The following is a 15967-nucleotide window of genomic DNA, read 5'->3' on the forward strand; positions in this document are numbered from 1 at the left end:
ACGTTTCACCTGTGATTCTAACCTGAGACGGCCGTGTTTTAATCCCGCAACGCATTCCTAATCGTGAAAGAATCATGGCAAATGAGCGGGAGGAGTCTGATGGAAGACGTAACACCAGCGATGAATCGGCAACTTGAGCAATACCTGACTTACCTGCACGTCGAACGCTCAGTCTCTTCGAACACATTAGACGCATATCGACGCGATCTGAGGAAATATGCACATCACCTCGCTTCGCGCTCGATCCGAAGTTTTGCCGACGTCGGCGAGGAAGACGCTGCATCGTTTGTCGATTACCTGCGTCGAGACCTCAAAATGGCGGTGTCGTCAGTTGCGCGAATGGTCACTGCTGTGCGACAGTTCCACTCGTTCTTGTTGGACGAGGGGATGGCGCAGACGAATCCAACAGTAGATCTCCATCCACCCAAAATTGGTTCTCGGTTACCAAAGGCGATTTCCGTGGAGCAGATGGGGGCTCTGATAGAGGCATCGTCATTCGGGGACACCCCGACATCATTACGCGACCGCGCACTGGTAGAGATTCTCTACGGCACGGGCGCACGCATTTCCGAAGCTGTGGCATTAACTGCCGACGATATTTCCTGTGAGACATCGTCCATCCGTCTTTTTGGCAAGGGCCGCAAGGAACGGATCCTGCCATTAGGGCAGTTCGCGATTGATGCCCTCGAAGCGTATATCGTGAGGGGACGTCCAGCCCTCGCAGCAAAAGGGGCAGGATCACCATCGCTTTTCCTTAATACTCGAGGAAAGCCTCTCTCACGGCAAAGTGCTTGGGGAGTCATCCAACACATTGCCGAGCGGGCTGGAATTGACGGAATATCTCCGCATACTTTCCGCCATTCATTCGCCACTCATCTTCTTCAAGGAGGAGCAGACGTGCGCGTTGTTCAAGAAATGCTTGGTCATGCATCTGTCACCACTACTCAGATCTATACCCTGGTTTCCCCGCAAACTCTTCAAGAAGTCTATGCGAGTGCTCACCCACGTGCGTGGCACGCGTAGTTTTCCGGTAGATTTAGTTCTGTGAGTGCAGAACAGATCGAGCTTTTTAATGATGGTGAACAGGACTTCCCCCTTCCGCAGGAGTTGGAGTCCCATGGCCCAGCGCGCATTATCGCGATGTGTAACCAGAAGGGTGGCGTCGGTAAGACCACGACGTCGATCAATCTCGCGGCGTCTTTGGCTGGGTACGGACGTAAGGTTCTGATCGTTGACTTCGACCCTCAGGGTGCGGCGTCAGCTGGCCTGGGGATTAATGCTAATACTCTTGATCGGACTATCTACGATGAGTTGCTCTCGCTCAAACCTGATCCCTACCGCATTATTCAACACACTTCCGTGGAAAACCTCGATATCTTGCCTGCCAATATTGAGTTGTCGGCTGCTGAAATTCAGCTCATTAATGAGGTCGCACGTGAACAGGCACTGACCCGGGTCCTCTCGCCGTGCGTCAATGATTACGATGTCGTCATCGTCGATTGCCAGCCCTCATTGGGCCTCCTGACAGTCAATGCCCTCACCGCAGCCCACGGAGTGATCATTCCGTTGGAAGCAGAATTCTTTGCTATGCGTGGCGTCGCACTGCTGGTGGAACAGATCCAGCGTGTTCAGGATCGTCTGAACCCCAAGCTGGAAATTGACGGCGTTCTTCTTACAATGGTGGATACACGCACTTTACATGCGCGCGAAGTCATTGCCACGATCCAAGCGCAGTTCAAGGAAAAGGTTTTCAACACGAGGATCTCTCGCACAGTGAAATTCCCTGACGCGACAATCGCCGCCGAGCCAATCACCACCTTCGCTCCACAGCATCAAGGTTCGCTCGCATACAAACGTCTTGCACGCGAATTGATTGCCCGCGGCGCGTCGGCCTGATGGGCCAATCGAGTCTCCTGGACGACTCAGCCGACGGATTTGCCGTCGAGCTTGATGTTTTCTCCGGGCCATTTGAGGTACTTCTGACGCTGATCGCCCGCAAAAGGCTCGACATTACAGAAGTCGCACTCGGTGAAGTTACCGACGAATTTTTGGCATTTGTCGCTGCCCAGGAGGAAGCGGATCTGTCCCAAATGTCACAGTTCGTACTGGTGGCAGCAACATTGCTTGATTTAAAAGCAGCACGGTTGCTCCCGCGTGACAACAGTACCGACGAGGATACCGACGGATTGCTCGAAGCGCGCGATCTTCTCTTCGCCAAGCTCCTCCAATATCGGGCATTCAAAGATGTCGCTAGTGTGTTTGCTTCGAGGCTTGCGATCCAATCCTTGTCCTATCCCAGGCAAGTTCCGTTGGAAGAGTATTTTCGTGGTCTTCTTCCACAGATCGACTTGCGAATCACACCGAACGATCTGGCACGACTCGCGGCAGATGCTTTCTCGCGCACGCCACCTGAGGTTGGACTGACACATCTTCACGATCCACTTGTGCCCGTTGACTCTCAGATCGCCTATATCCGCGATAAACTTGGCGTTGGCGAGGAAATATCGTTCGCACAACTCTGCGCTGATACGCCAAATGTGCCCACGATCATTTCACGTTTTATGGCGGTTCTCGAGTTAATACGTGACGGATCGGTTCACGTTGAACAAGCTGGAGCGCTCGAACCGCTCATCATTAAACGAATAGCACGTGAGGAGAAGGATGCCGCAGTCAGCACAAAAGAAGGGCGCACTCGAAGCTATCTTGATGGTGGCGAGTGAACCAGTGACGCTCAAAGCATTGGCATTCGCAATTGATTCTCCAGAAACAGAAACCCTAGAGCTTCTGCGCAATTTACAAAACGAATATACTGTTGACGCCGAATATCCACGAGGTTTTCAGATACGTGAAGTCGGGGGAGGGTGGCGTGTGTATTCGAATCCGCGCTATGCCGACGTCGTCGCAAGTTTTGTAACTGCCGGACAAAGCTCAAGGCTTTCGCAACAAGCTCTCGAGACTTTAGCCGTGATCGCCTATAAGCAACCGGTGACACGCGCACAGATTGCCGCAATACGCGGAGTTGAGGTAGATTCTGTTGTTCGGACTTTGCAAACACGAGGTCTTGTGGAGCAAATCGCAGTGGCGCCTACCACCGGTGCCGGGCTTTACGGGACAACCGAGCTTTTCCTTGAGAAAATGGGTATGAATGGCCTTGAGGAACTTGCACCGCTCGCACCGTACTTGCCTAACGATGATGAACTTGAAGAAATTGAGAAGGAGCTGCCATGAGACAGCAAGATATGCACAACCCGAATGGCGAACGTTTGCAAAAGATTTTGTCACACGCCGGAGTGGCCTCCCGTCGAGCTGCCGAGGAACTGATCTCGGAAGGCCGCGTTGAGGTGAATGGACAGGTCATCCGTCAGTTGGGAATCCGCGTTGATCCCACCTCGGTGTCCATTCATGTCGATGGTATGCCTGTTCAGCTTGATCAGTCGAAGTTTACAGTTGCCGTTTACAAGGAACCGGGTGTCGTTTCGACGATGCATGACGATCAAGGTCGGCGCACACTGGCTGAATACGTCTCCGATCGACCCGAACGTCTCTTCCACGTCGGGCGTTTGGATATCGATACGGAAGGCCTAATTCTCCTGACGAATGATGGTGAACTCGCTCATCGACTGACACACCCAAGCTATGAAATTCCAAAAACCTACATCGCTCGTGTCGAAGGTACGGTCACTCGTGGTCTTGGAAAGGTTTTGGAAAAGGGTATTACTCTTGAAGACGGCCCCATTAACGTTGACAAGTTCGTTCTTCGTGAATCACAGCGCAAGAACTCCATTATCGAAGTGACCCTGCATTCAGGGCGTAACCGTATCGTGCGTCGCATGATGGAAGAGGTCGGCCATCCAGTGATGGAACTTGTGCGTACTCAGTTCGCCAATATCCAAGTTGGTCACCTCAAGCCCGGCCGTTACCGCCAGGTTGCGGGAAGTGAACTTGGCGCGCTCATGCACATGGTGGGGATGTAAATGATTATTGCCATCGATGGCCCCTCGGGATCGGGCAAATCAACTGTGTCGAAGATGATCGCTGATCGCAACGGTCTCGCGTATCTCGATACCGGAGCAATGTACCGTGCTGCCGCGTGGTGGGCACAAGAATGCGAAATCGATCTCGACGATCATGACGCCGTGGTTGAGTCAACACAAAACATGCCGTTTACGCCACCTCTTGATCCCCATAATCAGACGTTCGTCGTTCATGGGCATGACATCACTGCCGCAATCCGTGAGCCCTCACTGTCACGTGTTGTCTCGAAGGTGGCCGTCAATCTCGGCGTCCGTGACACTCTGGGCAAATTTCAACGCGAAATTATCGCAGCGGAGCAGATTGGCGGATACTCGGGTGGCAAGGGAATCGTCGCTGAAGGTCGTGACATCACCACCGTCGTCGCTCCCGACGCCGACGTGCGCATCCTCCTGACAGCTTCCGAAGAAACTCGACTCGCCCGACGTGCGCGCGAAGTTCGTGGCGATGCGAGCGATGCTGCGATTGCGGCAACTCGTGCGGAAGTCGTTGACCGGGATAAGGCTGATTCAACGGTCTCTGAGTTTATGTATGCCGCTGACAATGTGACCACAATTGATTCGTCTACCCTCACTATTGAGCAAGTGGTGGACGCTATCCAATCGCTGATGTAAGGAACACACATGACTGAGAAGTACACGGAGTTCGAGGACGATAAGCAGCGCGTTGATATGCTGCGCTCGTTCCTGGATGACTACGAACTTGAAGCCGAAGACGAAGCCCTTCTGGAACTCGCTGATCACGATGATATCCTTCAGCGTCCAGCTGGTTTCCCCGTCGTCGCAATCGTTGGACGCCCCAACGTTGGGAAGTCAACGCTGGTGAATCGAATCGTGGGTAAACGCGTGGCGGTGGTTCAAGACCGCCCAGGCGTCACACGTGATCGTGTGCGCTACGACGCCGAATGGAACGGAAAGCAATTCACGCTCCTCGATACTGGCGGTTGGGAACCAGATCTTGAAGGCATTGACAAATCTGTTGCCGATCAGTCCGAACTGGCGATTAATGAGGCTGACGTGGTCGTCTTGGTGGTTGATGCCACAGTAGGTGCAACAAGTACTGAAGAGTTCATCATCGAACTGTTACGCAGATCGGGTAAGCCGATTGTTCTTGCTGCGAATAAGGTTGATGGGCCTCAAGGTGAGTCCGACGCTGCGATATTGTGGTCGTTGGGTCTGGGAGCACCATTCCCTGTTTCTGCTCTTCACGGACGAGGTACCGGCGATCTTCTCGATCAAGTTACCCGAATCATGCCTGAAAAGTCTGCCACTGCCTCACTTCGTCCTGGCGTTGGCCCCCGTCGAATTGCCTTGGTGGGACGTCCGAACGTAGGTAAATCATCCCTGCTCAACCAGCTTGCTGGAGAAAACCGCGTCGTCGTCGATCCTCTTGCGGGGACAACTCGCGATCCCGTTGACGAAGTCGTGATGCTGGACGACCAACCGTGGACGTTCGTCGATACCGCGGGTATTCGCCGACGCGTCCATCTGACTCGCGGCGCAGATTACTACGCCTCGCTTCGTACTCAGAATGCCGTGGAGAAAGCCGAACTCGGTCTGGTTCTCATCGATGCATCGGTTGCGTTGACAGAGCAAGATATCCGAGTGATGCAGCAGGTCATCGACGCAGGTCGCGCGATGGTCATCATTGCCAACAAGTGGGATCTGGTTAACGAAGAGCGCCGTTACGACCTCGATCGCGAATTGGAAAAAGAACTGGTTCAGATGCCCTGGGTTCGCCGCGTAAACCTGTCAGCTAAGACTGGCTGGCACACCAACCGCCTGACAACTGCGATGAACGAAGCGCTCGAATCGTGGGACAAGCGAATCACCACCGGCAAGCTCAACTCTTTCCTCGGTGAACTCGCCGCTGCGCACCCGCATCCAGTGCGTGGTGGACGTCAGCCACGCATTATGTTTGCGTCACAAGTATCAAATCGGCCACCACGTTTTGTCCTCTTTACCACAGGCTTCCTTGAAGCGTCCTACCGTCGTTTCATCGAACGCAAATTGCGCGAGGCTTTCGGATTTGAAGGCACTCCCATCGAGATTTCCGTTCGAGTGCGTGAACGTCGCAAGCGCAAGTAGTCACTTCCGCCATATAGTGTCCTGAGGGAGGGAGATGTCAATCTGCCTCCCTCAGTCTGGCTTTTTCAGTCGCGATGACGTGCTAGCCTATGGGCAGGCGCCAATCTCGCCTGCGGACGAGGGAGCCGTACCCGCACATGACCGACGGCCAGCAAAGGAATGTTCATGGCCTGGTTCATCTTGTTATGCGCTGGCGTAATGGAAGCGGTGTGGGCAATTGCCCTGGCGAAGTCCGATGGTTTTACGAAGCGCACATCTACTGTGGTTTTTGTCCTTGCCTGTATTCTGTCACTTGCTGGGCTTGCAATGGCAATGACGCAGATCCCTACCGGCACTGCTTATGCGGTATGGACCGCGATCGGGGCATCGTTGACGGTTGTCTACGCCATGGTCACCGGCGAAGAACGAGCCAGTTACGTGAAGATTGTGGTGCTGGTGGTTCTCGTTGTATGCGTGATCGGGCTGAAGGCGGTGGCGTGATGGCTTGGACTGTTCTTATTATTTCAGGAGTCTGTGAGGCCATCTGGGCCACTGCTCTGGGACAATCGCACGCCTTGACGGTGTTTGTCCCTTCCGTTATCTTCGTTGTCGCGATGGCGGTGTCAATGGGAGGGTTGGGCTGGGCTCTCAAACGAATCCCCGTCGGGACAGCCTACGCAGTATGGACTGGAATCGGATCTGCTCTCACCGTGGCGTATGCGATGATGTGGGGAGATGAGCCGGTGTCTGTGCCCAAGATAATCTTGATTAGCGCAATTGTTGCCTGCGTGGCAGCACTCAAGTTTGTTCACGATCCATTACCCTCAAGAAAGAATATCCCTGACAATGCCGACTAAATGCCGGAGTTTTCTATGACATCCACTGCTACACAGAGACCACGCCTCACGCCTCGAAACTTTTTTCTATTGGTCACCGCACTGGGCTTGATTGCACGTTTCTTGGGAACACCGCTCATCTCCGCGGACATGAAATGGTTTTTATTGCCGTGGTTTGAGCAGATGTATCCGAGCGGAATCGCGTCTCTCTCTGAACAGGTCGGCAACTATGGCCTTCTTTATCAGACTCTCATTGCTGCTTTAACCTACATTCCGCTCCCGGCAGTATTCCTCTATAAGACTGTCTCGATCATTTTCGATGTTCTTCTCGCCCTGTCGGCAGCACACATCGCAGCTCGGATCACTGGGACATCACGCACTGATCAGCCCGCACGCGTGGCATACCTGGCACTCATGCTTCTTCCGCCATTCGTGATTAATTCTGGATGGTGGGGCCAGTGCGATTCAATGTATTCGCTTGCTGCGTTATGGACACTTGTGTTCCTCTACGAAAAACGCTACGCAGCGTCTGGGCTTTCCCTGGGACTTGCGTTCGCACTGAAGCTTCAAACGATCTTTATCATGCCCTTTATCGTCGCCGTTTATGTTCTGCGACGCCGGTTCCCATTCCCGGAGGTAATCTACGCAGCAGGGACATTCTGGGGGAGCGGAATTCTTGCCTATTTCTTTGGTCGTTCCCTGTTGGCGCCATTGTCGATTTATGCGGGACAAACTGGCGATTTTCCACATATGGTGGTCAACGCACCAAGTTTTTGGTACTTCTTCCCGGATCGTTTCGATATTCTCCATCGACCAGCGATCCTCGTCTGCGGCATGATCCTCGCCGTCGGTTTCTTCGCAATCACCTTGAAGAAAGTTCGTCTCGATACCTGGACGAGTTATCTCGCAGCAAGTGCGTGGATGGTCTGGACATGCTTCTGTTTTCTTCCGGCGATGCACGAAAGATATTCCTACCTTTTGCAGGTCATCCTCATCCTGCTCGCGGTGAGTGCGCGCAATTTCTGGCCTTTCCTGATGATTGAAACGCTGGTGACTTGCGTGACGTACGCGAAGTTCTTCCATATCGGCCCCGGTGTGAATCTCGCCATCGTCGTCGTTGAGCTTGCTGCATGGGCAGCCTTCACCTGGTGTATTTTCAATCGTTTCCGTTGCAACTTGGAGCATATTAATGACGAACAGTGACATGACATGGACCCGTTGTGAGAAGGTCCTGTGCGTAATCCTCTGTCTTATTGTGATCGTGGCCTGGTCAATTAATCTCGGTGCAAATGGCTACGCAAACAATTTCTACGCCGCAGCGTCATGGGCTGGGGCGCAATCGTGGAATGCATTGCTGTGGGGCGCAGTCGATCCTGCAGGCTTTATCAGTGTCGATAAACCACCGCTGGCCTTGTGGCTACCCGCACTGATGATCAAGATTTTCGGTTTGCATCCATGGGCGGTACTTTTCCCGCAGGTCATCATGGGGGGACTTACTGCAGCACTCATTTTTGCAATGATTCGCACGGCACTGTCTGACCGCGAGGAACGTGTACGTCTTTTCTGCGCTGGGGGAGCAGTGGTCCTTTTCGGTCTGACTCCTGTCGCTGCTCTGATGTTCCGTTATAACAATCCTGATGCGCTTCTCGCCCTGATTATGACGGCGTCGGCTGCAGCCGCCATCCGGGCAATCGCCCGGAGACGGATCCGGTGGCTAGCTGTATCAGGTGCGTTACTTGGGTTTGGGTTTTTAACAAAGCAGCTCCAAGTTGCGCTGATTTTCCCTGCGCTCTATCTCACTGTTGCTCTCTATTTCCATGGATCTTGGCGACGACGGTGTAGCGGGCTCCTTGCGCATCTGGCATCTTTTTTGGTTACCCTCGGTGTGTGGGCACTTCCTGCCGCACTTGTATCGCCTCAATCGCGTCCATATTTTGGCGGGAGTACCAAGAATTCCTTCCTCGACCTCACTTTAGGCTATAACGGGATAGCAAGAGTGTCGGGATCGGGCCCTGCATCCGGTGGAATTTTTGACCAGATTATTGAGCGAATTGTTCACTTAGGGCGGCTTTTTGCCACAACAAATGCGCTTCAATGGTCATATTTTGGGTTCCTCGGCTTGGTGCTTCCTGTCCTGGCATACGTGATTCTCGTGCGTCAAACTTCCGTTGATGTCTCGCTCTCACCTATGCGTCGTATTGAGCAGTACCGAGCGAATCTGACAGTGCCTCAGCGAACAGCTCATTCAACGATCGTGCTGTCTTATGGTTGGTTTATCACCTCGTTCTTGCTCTTCTCGTGGATGAAAGGCATGTTCCATAGCTATTACCTCGTCGCTATGATTCCTCCGATGCTCATTTCGCTGTGCGTCAGCGTTGGGATATTGATCGCCACATGGCATCGACTCCCTCGTGGACTCACTATTGTGATCGCGCTCGTTGCTATTGTGACGCTTCTTTGGCAACTTTTCCTTGCTCTTGCGGCAAAAGGTTGGCTCGTATACGGAGCAGTTGCGTCCGCCGTCGGTGTGGTCGGTGCCATTGTTGTTTTCACGACGGGTATCGCTAGCCGACGGGGGTGCCGTCAGTTACTAGGTGCTCTATGCATCATATCGTTCCTTGCAATTCCGCTCGCAGCGACGGTGCAGACGAATGCCCTACCTCATAAAGGAAGCGTGCCAAAGGCACCGGGAATTTTACGACCCGCTGTCAAACCTGGTCAGGATCCGTGTGCGCCAGATTTTATACGCCCGGGTATCGTGGATCTCGAGAGCTCGTTTCACAATATTCAGAGGCTGACAGCGGCGAGCACATCACGTTGGCCGATTGCGACCGTGAACTCCTACTGCGCCTCGCTTTATGAGCTTGCGACGCAGACTCCGGTGATGGCAATTGGCGGCTGGGACGGAGTCGATCCGACTCCGAACCTCGAGGCATTCATGGGGTATGTTCACCGCGGCGAGGTCGCGTATTTCATTCCTCGCTATCCAACTCCCGGCAATGATGACCTCGAGAAGGCGTCGCGTCGGGTCACTCACGGTCCTGCCCAAGACATCACCACATGGGTATCGCAGAATTTTGAATCACTCACACTCGATGGCCGCGTGATCTTTGATCTGCGCAAACCACGAAACTCCTAGTGGCACAAAAATACGGGAAGGACATTCTCAGTTTTGATCATGGATTGCAGCGTGTCTATTGCTTATGGGGCGATGCTTTCCGAGCACAGGATCGCCCCATCCACCGGAATGGTCGGAGAATTCCTACAACAACGCCCTCGCCAAGACTGTCAATGGACAGTACAAGACTGAGCTGATCTATTCCCAGCCGCAGGCTGTTTTCGACAATGGATGTCACTCATTGATAAGCCCAAGGGTGGGATCCTTTAGCAGATCACCGTGGTTGCCTAGTGGCGGTGAAACGCTTTCACAGCCTCGGGAACTATAGCTGTCTCTTCCTTAGTTCTTTTGAAAACCATTGAACAAATTATTGTCTTTGCATTTCCACTTTATGCACGGATTGTTGGGAAATTCAGCCCCGATAAAGCGCTTATCACTGTGGACCTCATTGAAGCAGGAATGAGCGCACTGGCATTATGCTTGACGGTTATCAAACCAGAGTTCGCCATAGGCTGCTTATTCCTTTATATGCTGCTTGACGCTCTAGTAGCTCCTGTGAGCGATTTAGCAGATGAGTTTTACGGGGCTGCACTCGCTGAGATTGACGAAAAGGCGGCACTGGCTTTTAATGCAACGTTGTATTCGGCTCTTGCTTTTCTGGGGTTTGTTGTTGGCGGTCCTCTAGGGTCTTTTTTTTGCTTCGGTTTCTGTTGAGATTCTACTGCTTACGAACATAATTTTGTCCTTGTGTGGTGCAGGATTACGAGGTTTTGCACGTACGAAGTTTGCGACTACGCCGATCCTCGAAATTGATGATGAAGAATATCTAGCGACAGGTTCGCGTTTACCCGTGAGAGACTTCGTAAGAGATTTATTTGTTTCTGGTCCGGCATCGCCTCTCCTGTCTCTATTAATTAGAATCGCTAGTGCGATGACTGGCGAGCTCTTTTTGCTGTGGGTGGCAGGAGTATCTGCAGAAAGAAACTCAACTCTAAACGCTTTCTCTGGAATGGCGATAGTACTGGCAGTCTTTGGGTTTGGAGCGATGCTCGGGCCATTAGTGGGGCGTTGGCTGAGGAAAATGAGTTCCGCAAGAATGGTACTTTTTGCATCGGCCATATTCGCAGGCCTGCTTATTTTACTCTTCGCTTGTTATGAAGCAATCGTTGGTAGCAAATTAGTTTGGGCCCTAGCGTTGGTTTTTCTTATCACCGTGCTTAACCGTGCTCGACTCGTTGTTCTTGAAACTTATCGACAAACAGAGTTTAAAGGAACTAGGTTCGTTCGCATTATGAGCTGGTCATACTCTTTCGGTGCCCTCGGAACAATCCTAGGTCTCCAGATTGGATACTGGCTCAAGCTTGCCTCGAATCCGGTTCCATGCCTGTTAGTAGGTGGAATCCTGTGGATTTTCATCGGAATTATCGTAAATCTACGAATTGGAATTTCGAAAAAGACCGGGATGCTTGGTGAGAAGACAATTAGGTGAGGGAAGGAACTGAGGAAGTATTGGTGACCGTGTATATAAGTAAAGGGAGGATTCCCTTGGGGTTTGCTACTGTGATTAGCAAACCCCAAGGGAATCCTCAAGGTTTTGACAAGCGAGCGGGTATCATTACTCGTCAAGATTTTTCAATTATCAGCGATGGCGGCCAGTGGCAGCATCCTTAGCTTTGGCCTTCACGACACCGCGGTGGGCACCATCAAGGTTGTCTTTAGCCTTGTCCTGGACACGCTTAGCAGCCTCAAGGTCAGACTTAGCCTTTGCGACATCCTTCTCAGCCTTGTCCACGTTCTTTGTCTTAGCTTCAACATTACGCTTCGCTTGAGCCACACCCGTCTTGTGTTCGAGCTGGTCAACCTCAGCTTGGGCTTTAGCCTGACCCGTCTTAGCCTGGTCGAGGTCACGCTTCGCCGCGTCGGCTGGAGCCTTAGCAGCCTTGACTGCCTTGACTGCTTCACTGTGGACGGCCTTAGCCTTGTCGAGGTTTGCTTTCGCTTCGGTCACGGCCTTGTCTGAGACGGTGGCCTTGCGTGCCGTATCGAGATCCGTTTGGGCTTTGACACGGTTTTCCCGCGCATCAACCTGAGCGTTGAAAGCGTCCCGTACGGCGGTCTTTGCATCCTCGAGAGCCTTCTCCTTGGCCTGCACGTTCGCCTCGGCTTCCTTCATGGCTTTCAGGGCAGCATCTGTACGACCCCCAGAAACCTCGGCAAGATGCTTGCGTGCCGCATCCAGATCCTTCTTCGCCTGATCCACGCTGCCTTGAACCTTGTCGAGTTCGGTCTTGCGGGTCTTCATCTCCTGCAATGCTTGCGGGGCTTCGGCTTCCAGTTTCTTGACGCTCTCAGTGTAGTGCTCGACAACAGTCACACTTAGCGAACTTGGTTCCCCGTCACCGAATTCTGCAAGGTTGGCCTGAGCTTGAGCGAGCTGACCTGCGAGAGTATCAACCTTCTTCGCGGTTTCCTTCACCACGCTCTTCGCCTGGTCAAGGTCACGCTTGGTCTGGTCACGGTGCGCAATAGCGGCGTTCAAGCGTTCTTCGGCCTGACGGATCAGTTTCGATGACGGGTCTTGCCCGTTGCGAGCCTCATCGAGAGCGCTCTTTGCACGCTCAACCTCACGCTGTGCAGCATCCACACGCACCTGTGCAGCCTGAGCCTTATCCTTGACCGATCCGAGGGAGCTTTCTGCCTGAGCCAACAAGTCCTTGGTGCGGGCTACTTCCTGATCGAGCGCGCCTGACGCTTTCACAACATTCTTGCCTGTCAAAGCGTCACGCAGTTGAGGATCCTTAATCTGTTCAGCTAGACCCCGCTTAATAAACTCAGCATAGCTAGTATAACCAGTGATTTTGCCGGCCTTAAGAAGGGCCTCAGACTCAGCATCCCAAGCAGCCCACGTCGTCGTCGCCTTCTGGGGATACTTTGTGGTGGAGAACTCTTCACCCAAATTCTCCGAACCCTTGTAGGCGATATTATCGGACTGGTCACCGATCACTGTTTCTGGCGCGGCCAGAGTGTAGGCGGCGCCATCATACCTGTCGATATCATCCTTCCTGTAGCCGCGCATCACGACAACCGCTTCCTTGCCGTCCGGGGAAATCTTCACCGCGATCTGCGCACCAATCAAGTCGGTGTACACCATGTTGCTCTCGTGCCCATCTGTCGAATTGTAGAACTGGGAGAAGAACCCTTCTGCCAAAGCGATCGGGTTCATGACGTCGGCATAGGGGCGGGCAGCGATGTTTTCCATCGTGAAAACCATCTCATCGTCGTGGCTAATCGTCCGCTTCTTGACCCACTCGTCAAGGAGATGGTTCGACCAGTCAACCGCGTCGCCACGGAACTCTTTACCGTCAATCATTGCTACCTGTGACAAGCCAGCAGCCTGACGGTACTGGTTCCAGTAACGTAGCAGTGCCGCCTCAGTCAGACGCGCCTTCTGCTCGGGCGTGAGCTTCGCGACAGGGATCTTGTTTACGCCGAGAGCAGCGTCACGAGCCGCCACAGCCTTATCGTAGGCTGCGCGAGCGTCCTTGACCTTACCCTGTGTGGCGTTAAGGTCACGGTTGGCCTGATCGAGTGCCTCCTTGAGTGAACCCAGCTCGCTAGTGGCTCGGGAGAGCTTGCCTTGAGCAGTGTTGATCGCGTTCTCGCGCGCCTTGGTCGCGTCCCCTGCCTGTCCGCGTGCCTTATCCAACTCTGCCTTCGCGGCGGCAACACGCTTTTCAGCCTCAGTGAAAGCTGTTGTTGTTGATTCCACCTTCGCTTTCGCTGAGGCGAGATCCTTCTCGGCCTGCATCTTCGAATCAGTGAGAGTCTTAACCTTGCCCTGAGCGAGAGCCAGGTCAGCCTTGACCTGTTCGCGTTCACGAGCAAGATCTGCTTTCGCTTCAGCAAGAGCCTGACGTTGCTCTTTCAGCACAACCTCTAACTCGTCATACTTCTTCTTTGCCTCATTGTAAGCGTCCTGGAATGGGGCAACCTGTTCGAGAGCCTGATCGAGCTTCACCTGGGCAGCCTGCACCTTACCTGCCTCAACCTTGTGGTCGCGGGCAACCTCAGCTTCAACAGCTTGCAGGTTATTGGATGCTTGGACAACACCGGCACGGGCCTTGTCCAGCTCTGCCTCAGCCTTAGCCACATTATCGTAGGCGGAGCCGATGTTGATTTTAGCGGTCTCAATATTCGCCTCCGCCTGGGCAACCTTCTTCTCGGCAGCCGTAATATCGTCAGCGATCTTCTTCTGCGCGCCAGCAAAATCCTTTTGCGCTTTTTCAAGATTCTTACGTGCCTCACTCACGCCAGCGTTCGCGTTCGCAAGAGCCTTCTCTTTACCCTCAAGAACACTCTTTGCCGCATCATAGGCTTTCTGCTTGAGAGCAACAAGCTTCTTAGCAACACTGAGAGTATCGTTCGCTTTCGCTAACTGTGGGGCAAGCTGGGCGCGTGCAGCCATCGCTGCTTTCAAACCCGCCTTCGCCGCGTCAAGCTCAACGCGAGCCTTCGCAAGACGAGCACGCGCATCAGCAACACCCTGAATACGGTTGGCAACATTCATGTGCGCCTTATCCAAAGCACGCTTCGCTGCCGCCTCGTTCGCCAACGCCTTCACCAGACCAGAACGGTAGACCGGGGCGATAGCGTACCCCATTGTCTTCCCCGTCTTCGTGGTGTACACGCCCCGATGAACGGTGCCACGCTTCGTGCTTGCGTGCGCGTTCACCCCATGCGAGACGGACTTGTTCAGCACCGGCAAGGCAGGAACAGTGCGCTTGGACGTGTTCTGCAAGGCAGACCCAGACCCAGCCGTATCAGTCTTGCCTGACCCTGCCTGCCCGGCAGCAGACTCAGAATCAGCCTTCTGATCCTCCTTGCCCGCATTATCATCCTTGGCATCCTGGCTAGCCTGAGCCGATGGAGTAGCCGATGGTGTCTCCTGCGGCTGGACTGCCTCAGGAGAAGCATCAGCACGAGCAGACGCATCCTTGGCCGGAGCAGATGATTCTGGAGCAGAACACGCACCCAGCGCACCCATCGCAGTCAAAACAGCAGCGGCAGCAGCACCGAGCTTAGTGAACTTATATGTGTTGTTATTCTGTGTCATATTTTGGTTCCCCTTTTGTTAGGTTACTTATTTGAATGTCGGTACGTTTTTCGGGAAAGACGTGGAAAATGTCAGTGACTTGTGGGTTAGGTAAACCCCTGAACAAGCTTGTGAAAACTTTTTGGCCGTGAGGGGGATGAGGAGAGTATTTTCCTGGAATACGCAGAAGCGTCGCCAGGGGAGGGCTGAAGGTGGCAGTGCCGGTCGCCAACCACACGGCGTCTTTGCCTTTGTATGTGGTGATTGTGGATACGAATATGGCGATACTTCGATGGAGAAGAATTCCGTGAAGAATAAGATCTTCGCGGAAACGGTTCGGCTACTGGTCTACTGGGATCAGAAGTGGTTACGCGCGCTAAATCCGCTCTGTTGAGAGGCAGTGAATGGGGGGGGGTAAATCGAGCGCAAGAGATGAGTGTAGAAACAAAGCGCAACGCGTTGCTGCATGAACGTGAAATTCTCATCATAGTGCGACTTCTTCGTGGGTATTACCGATGTGCAGACGTACTTATTGGTGTGTCAGAACGAGTGTGAGTCCCGAAACCATCGTAAATACGCACGTGCAGTATTCCATCACAAAATGATCGAAGACGGCAACTGATTATCTCGAATGATGGTGATGGATGAAACTTCATATCATTTCTTGTAGAGCGAAGAGCCACATACCAACACCAAAAACAAAAAAGATGCCCCGCGACATATGAACTATGTCGCGGGACATCACATTGTCGGGCTAGCGGGATTTGAACCCACGACCCCTTGACCCCCAGTCAAGTGCGCTACCAAACTGCGCCATAGCCCG

The 15967-nt window shown here is 53.2% G+C and carries 15 protein-coding genes and 1 tRNA gene; 14 read left to right on the forward strand and 2 right to left on the reverse strand.

Going from position 1 to position 15967, the window contains the following annotated elements:
* The first annotated feature begins 99 nt into the window (after positions 1-99).
* The 13 genes from xerD to P7079_RS04190 all read left to right on the forward strand — a co-directional run bounded on the left by xerD (position 100) and on the right by P7079_RS04190 (position 11541).
* Positions 100-1023, forward strand: coding sequence for a site-specific tyrosine recombinase XerD (gene xerD, locus P7079_RS04130; RefSeq protein WP_278013559.1), 924 nt, complete (start codon positions 100-102; stop codon positions 1021-1023).
* 21 nt (positions 1024-1044) lie between these two features.
* Positions 1045-1896: a ParA family protein gene (locus P7079_RS04135; protein WP_278013560.1), complete on the forward strand. Its 852-nt coding sequence runs from the start codon at positions 1045-1047 to the stop codon at positions 1894-1896.
* The gene (locus tag P7079_RS04140) at positions 1896-2720 is read left to right on the forward strand and encodes a segregation and condensation protein A (RefSeq protein WP_278013561.1); all 825 of its coding nucleotides are present in this window, start codon (positions 1896-1898) and stop codon (positions 2718-2720) included. Before P7079_RS04135 ends, P7079_RS04140 begins: the two co-directional genes overlap by 1 nt.
* Positions 2662-3228, forward strand: coding sequence for an SMC-Scp complex subunit ScpB (gene scpB / locus P7079_RS04145; RefSeq protein WP_278013562.1), 567 nt, complete (start codon positions 2662-2664; stop codon positions 3226-3228). Before P7079_RS04140 ends, scpB begins: the two co-directional genes overlap by 59 nt.
* Positions 3225-3974 (forward strand): pseudouridine synthase, encoded by a 750-nt coding sequence (locus P7079_RS04150; protein ID WP_278013563.1) that lies wholly within the window; start codon positions 3225-3227, stop codon positions 3972-3974. The genes scpB and P7079_RS04150 overlap by 4 nt, the downstream gene beginning before the upstream one ends.
* Positions 3975-4646 carry a (d)CMP kinase gene (gene cmk, locus P7079_RS04155; protein ID WP_278013564.1) on the forward strand — a complete coding sequence of 224 codons (672 nt, stop codon included), beginning with the start codon at positions 3975-3977 and terminating at the stop codon, positions 4644-4646.
* 9 nt (positions 4647-4655) lie between these two features.
* The gene (gene der, locus P7079_RS04160) at positions 4656-6119 is read left to right on the forward strand and encodes a ribosome biogenesis GTPase Der (RefSeq protein WP_278013565.1); all 1464 of its coding nucleotides are present in this window, start codon (positions 4656-4658) and stop codon (positions 6117-6119) included.
* A 165-nt stretch (positions 6120-6284) separates the two neighbouring features.
* A complete protein-coding gene (locus P7079_RS04165; protein ID WP_278013566.1) occupies positions 6285-6599 on the forward strand; it encodes a DMT family transporter in 315 nt (104 codons plus the stop codon).
* Positions 6599-6955 carry a DMT family transporter gene (locus P7079_RS04170; protein ID WP_278013606.1) on the forward strand — a complete coding sequence of 119 codons (357 nt, stop codon included), beginning with the start codon at positions 6599-6601 and terminating at the stop codon, positions 6953-6955. Before P7079_RS04165 ends, P7079_RS04170 begins: the two co-directional genes overlap by 1 nt.
* A 129-nt stretch (positions 6956-7084) precedes the next feature.
* Positions 7085-8137: a hypothetical protein gene (locus P7079_RS04175; RefSeq protein WP_278013567.1), complete on the forward strand. Its 1053-nt coding sequence runs from the start codon at positions 7085-7087 to the stop codon at positions 8135-8137.
* Between the two features lie 58 nt (positions 8138-8195).
* Positions 8196-10073 (forward strand): ArnT family glycosyltransferase, encoded by a 1878-nt coding sequence (locus P7079_RS04180; protein ID WP_278013568.1) that lies wholly within the window; start codon positions 8196-8198, stop codon positions 10071-10073.
* A 327-nt stretch (positions 10074-10400) separates the two neighbouring features.
* On the forward strand, positions 10401-10766 hold the full coding sequence (locus tag P7079_RS04185; RefSeq protein ID WP_278013569.1) for an MFS transporter: 366 nt from the start codon (positions 10401-10403) through the stop codon (positions 10764-10766).
* A 31-nt stretch (positions 10767-10797) separates the two neighbouring features.
* Entirely contained in the window at positions 10798-11541 is a 744-nt protein-coding gene (locus P7079_RS04190; protein ID WP_278013570.1) for an MFS transporter, read from the forward strand.
* A 150-nt stretch (positions 11542-11691) separates the two neighbouring features.
* Here the strand turns inward: P7079_RS04190 and P7079_RS04195 are convergent, their stop codons facing one another.
* On the reverse strand, positions 11692-15165 hold the full coding sequence (locus P7079_RS04195) for a hypothetical protein (RefSeq protein ID WP_278013571.1): 3474 nt from the start codon (positions 15163-15165) through the stop codon (positions 11692-11694).
* Positions 15166-15301: 136 nt separating this feature from the next.
* Between P7079_RS04195 and P7079_RS04200 the strand changes: the two genes are divergently transcribed.
* On the forward strand, positions 15302-15538 hold the full coding sequence (locus tag P7079_RS04200) for a hypothetical protein (RefSeq protein ID WP_278013572.1): 237 nt from the start codon (positions 15302-15304) through the stop codon (positions 15536-15538).
* A gap of 355 nt (positions 15539-15893) precedes the next feature.
* Here P7079_RS04200 and P7079_RS04205 read toward each other — a convergent pair.
* Positions 15894-15967: transfer RNA gene (locus P7079_RS04205), tRNA-Pro, on the reverse strand.

Origin of the sequence: Arcanobacterium canis, assembly GCF_029625435.1 — a bacterium.
In the GTDB taxonomy this organism is placed as follows: Bacteria; Actinomycetota; Actinomycetes; order Actinomycetales; family Actinomycetaceae; genus Arcanobacterium; species Arcanobacterium canis.

Bases quoted from the DNA above. Each gene is read 5' to 3' on its own strand.
- P7079_RS04150 (WP_278013563.1), top strand. From the start codon at position 3,225: ATGAGACAGCAAGATATGCACAACCCGAATGGCGAACGTTTGCAAAAG.
- P7079_RS04200 (WP_278013572.1), top strand. From the start codon at position 15,302: ATGAGGAGAGTATTTTCCTGGAATACGCAGAAGCGTCGCCAGGGGAGG.
- P7079_RS04140 (WP_278013561.1), top strand. From the start codon at position 1,896: ATGGGCCAATCGAGTCTCCTGGACGACTCAGCCGACGGATTTGCCGTC.
- xerD (WP_278013559.1), top strand. From the start codon at position 100: ATGGAAGACGTAACACCAGCGATGAATCGGCAACTTGAGCAATACCTG.
- P7079_RS04170 (WP_278013606.1), top strand. From the start codon at position 6,599: ATGGCTTGGACTGTTCTTATTATTTCAGGAGTCTGTGAGGCCATCTGG.
- P7079_RS04195 (WP_278013571.1), bottom strand. From the start codon at position 15,165: ATGACACAGAATAACAACACATATAAGTTCACTAAGCTCGGTGCTGCT.
- cmk (WP_278013564.1), top strand. From the start codon at position 3,975: ATGATTATTGCCATCGATGGCCCCTCGGGATCGGGCAAATCAACTGTG.
- der (WP_278013565.1), top strand. From the start codon at position 4,656: ATGACTGAGAAGTACACGGAGTTCGAGGACGATAAGCAGCGCGTTGAT.
- P7079_RS04175 (WP_278013567.1), top strand. From the start codon at position 7,085: ATGAAATGGTTTTTATTGCCGTGGTTTGAGCAGATGTATCCGAGCGGA.
- scpB (WP_278013562.1), top strand. From the start codon at position 2,662: ATGCCGCAGTCAGCACAAAAGAAGGGCGCACTCGAAGCTATCTTGATG.
- P7079_RS04165 (WP_278013566.1), top strand. From the start codon at position 6,285: ATGGCCTGGTTCATCTTGTTATGCGCTGGCGTAATGGAAGCGGTGTGG.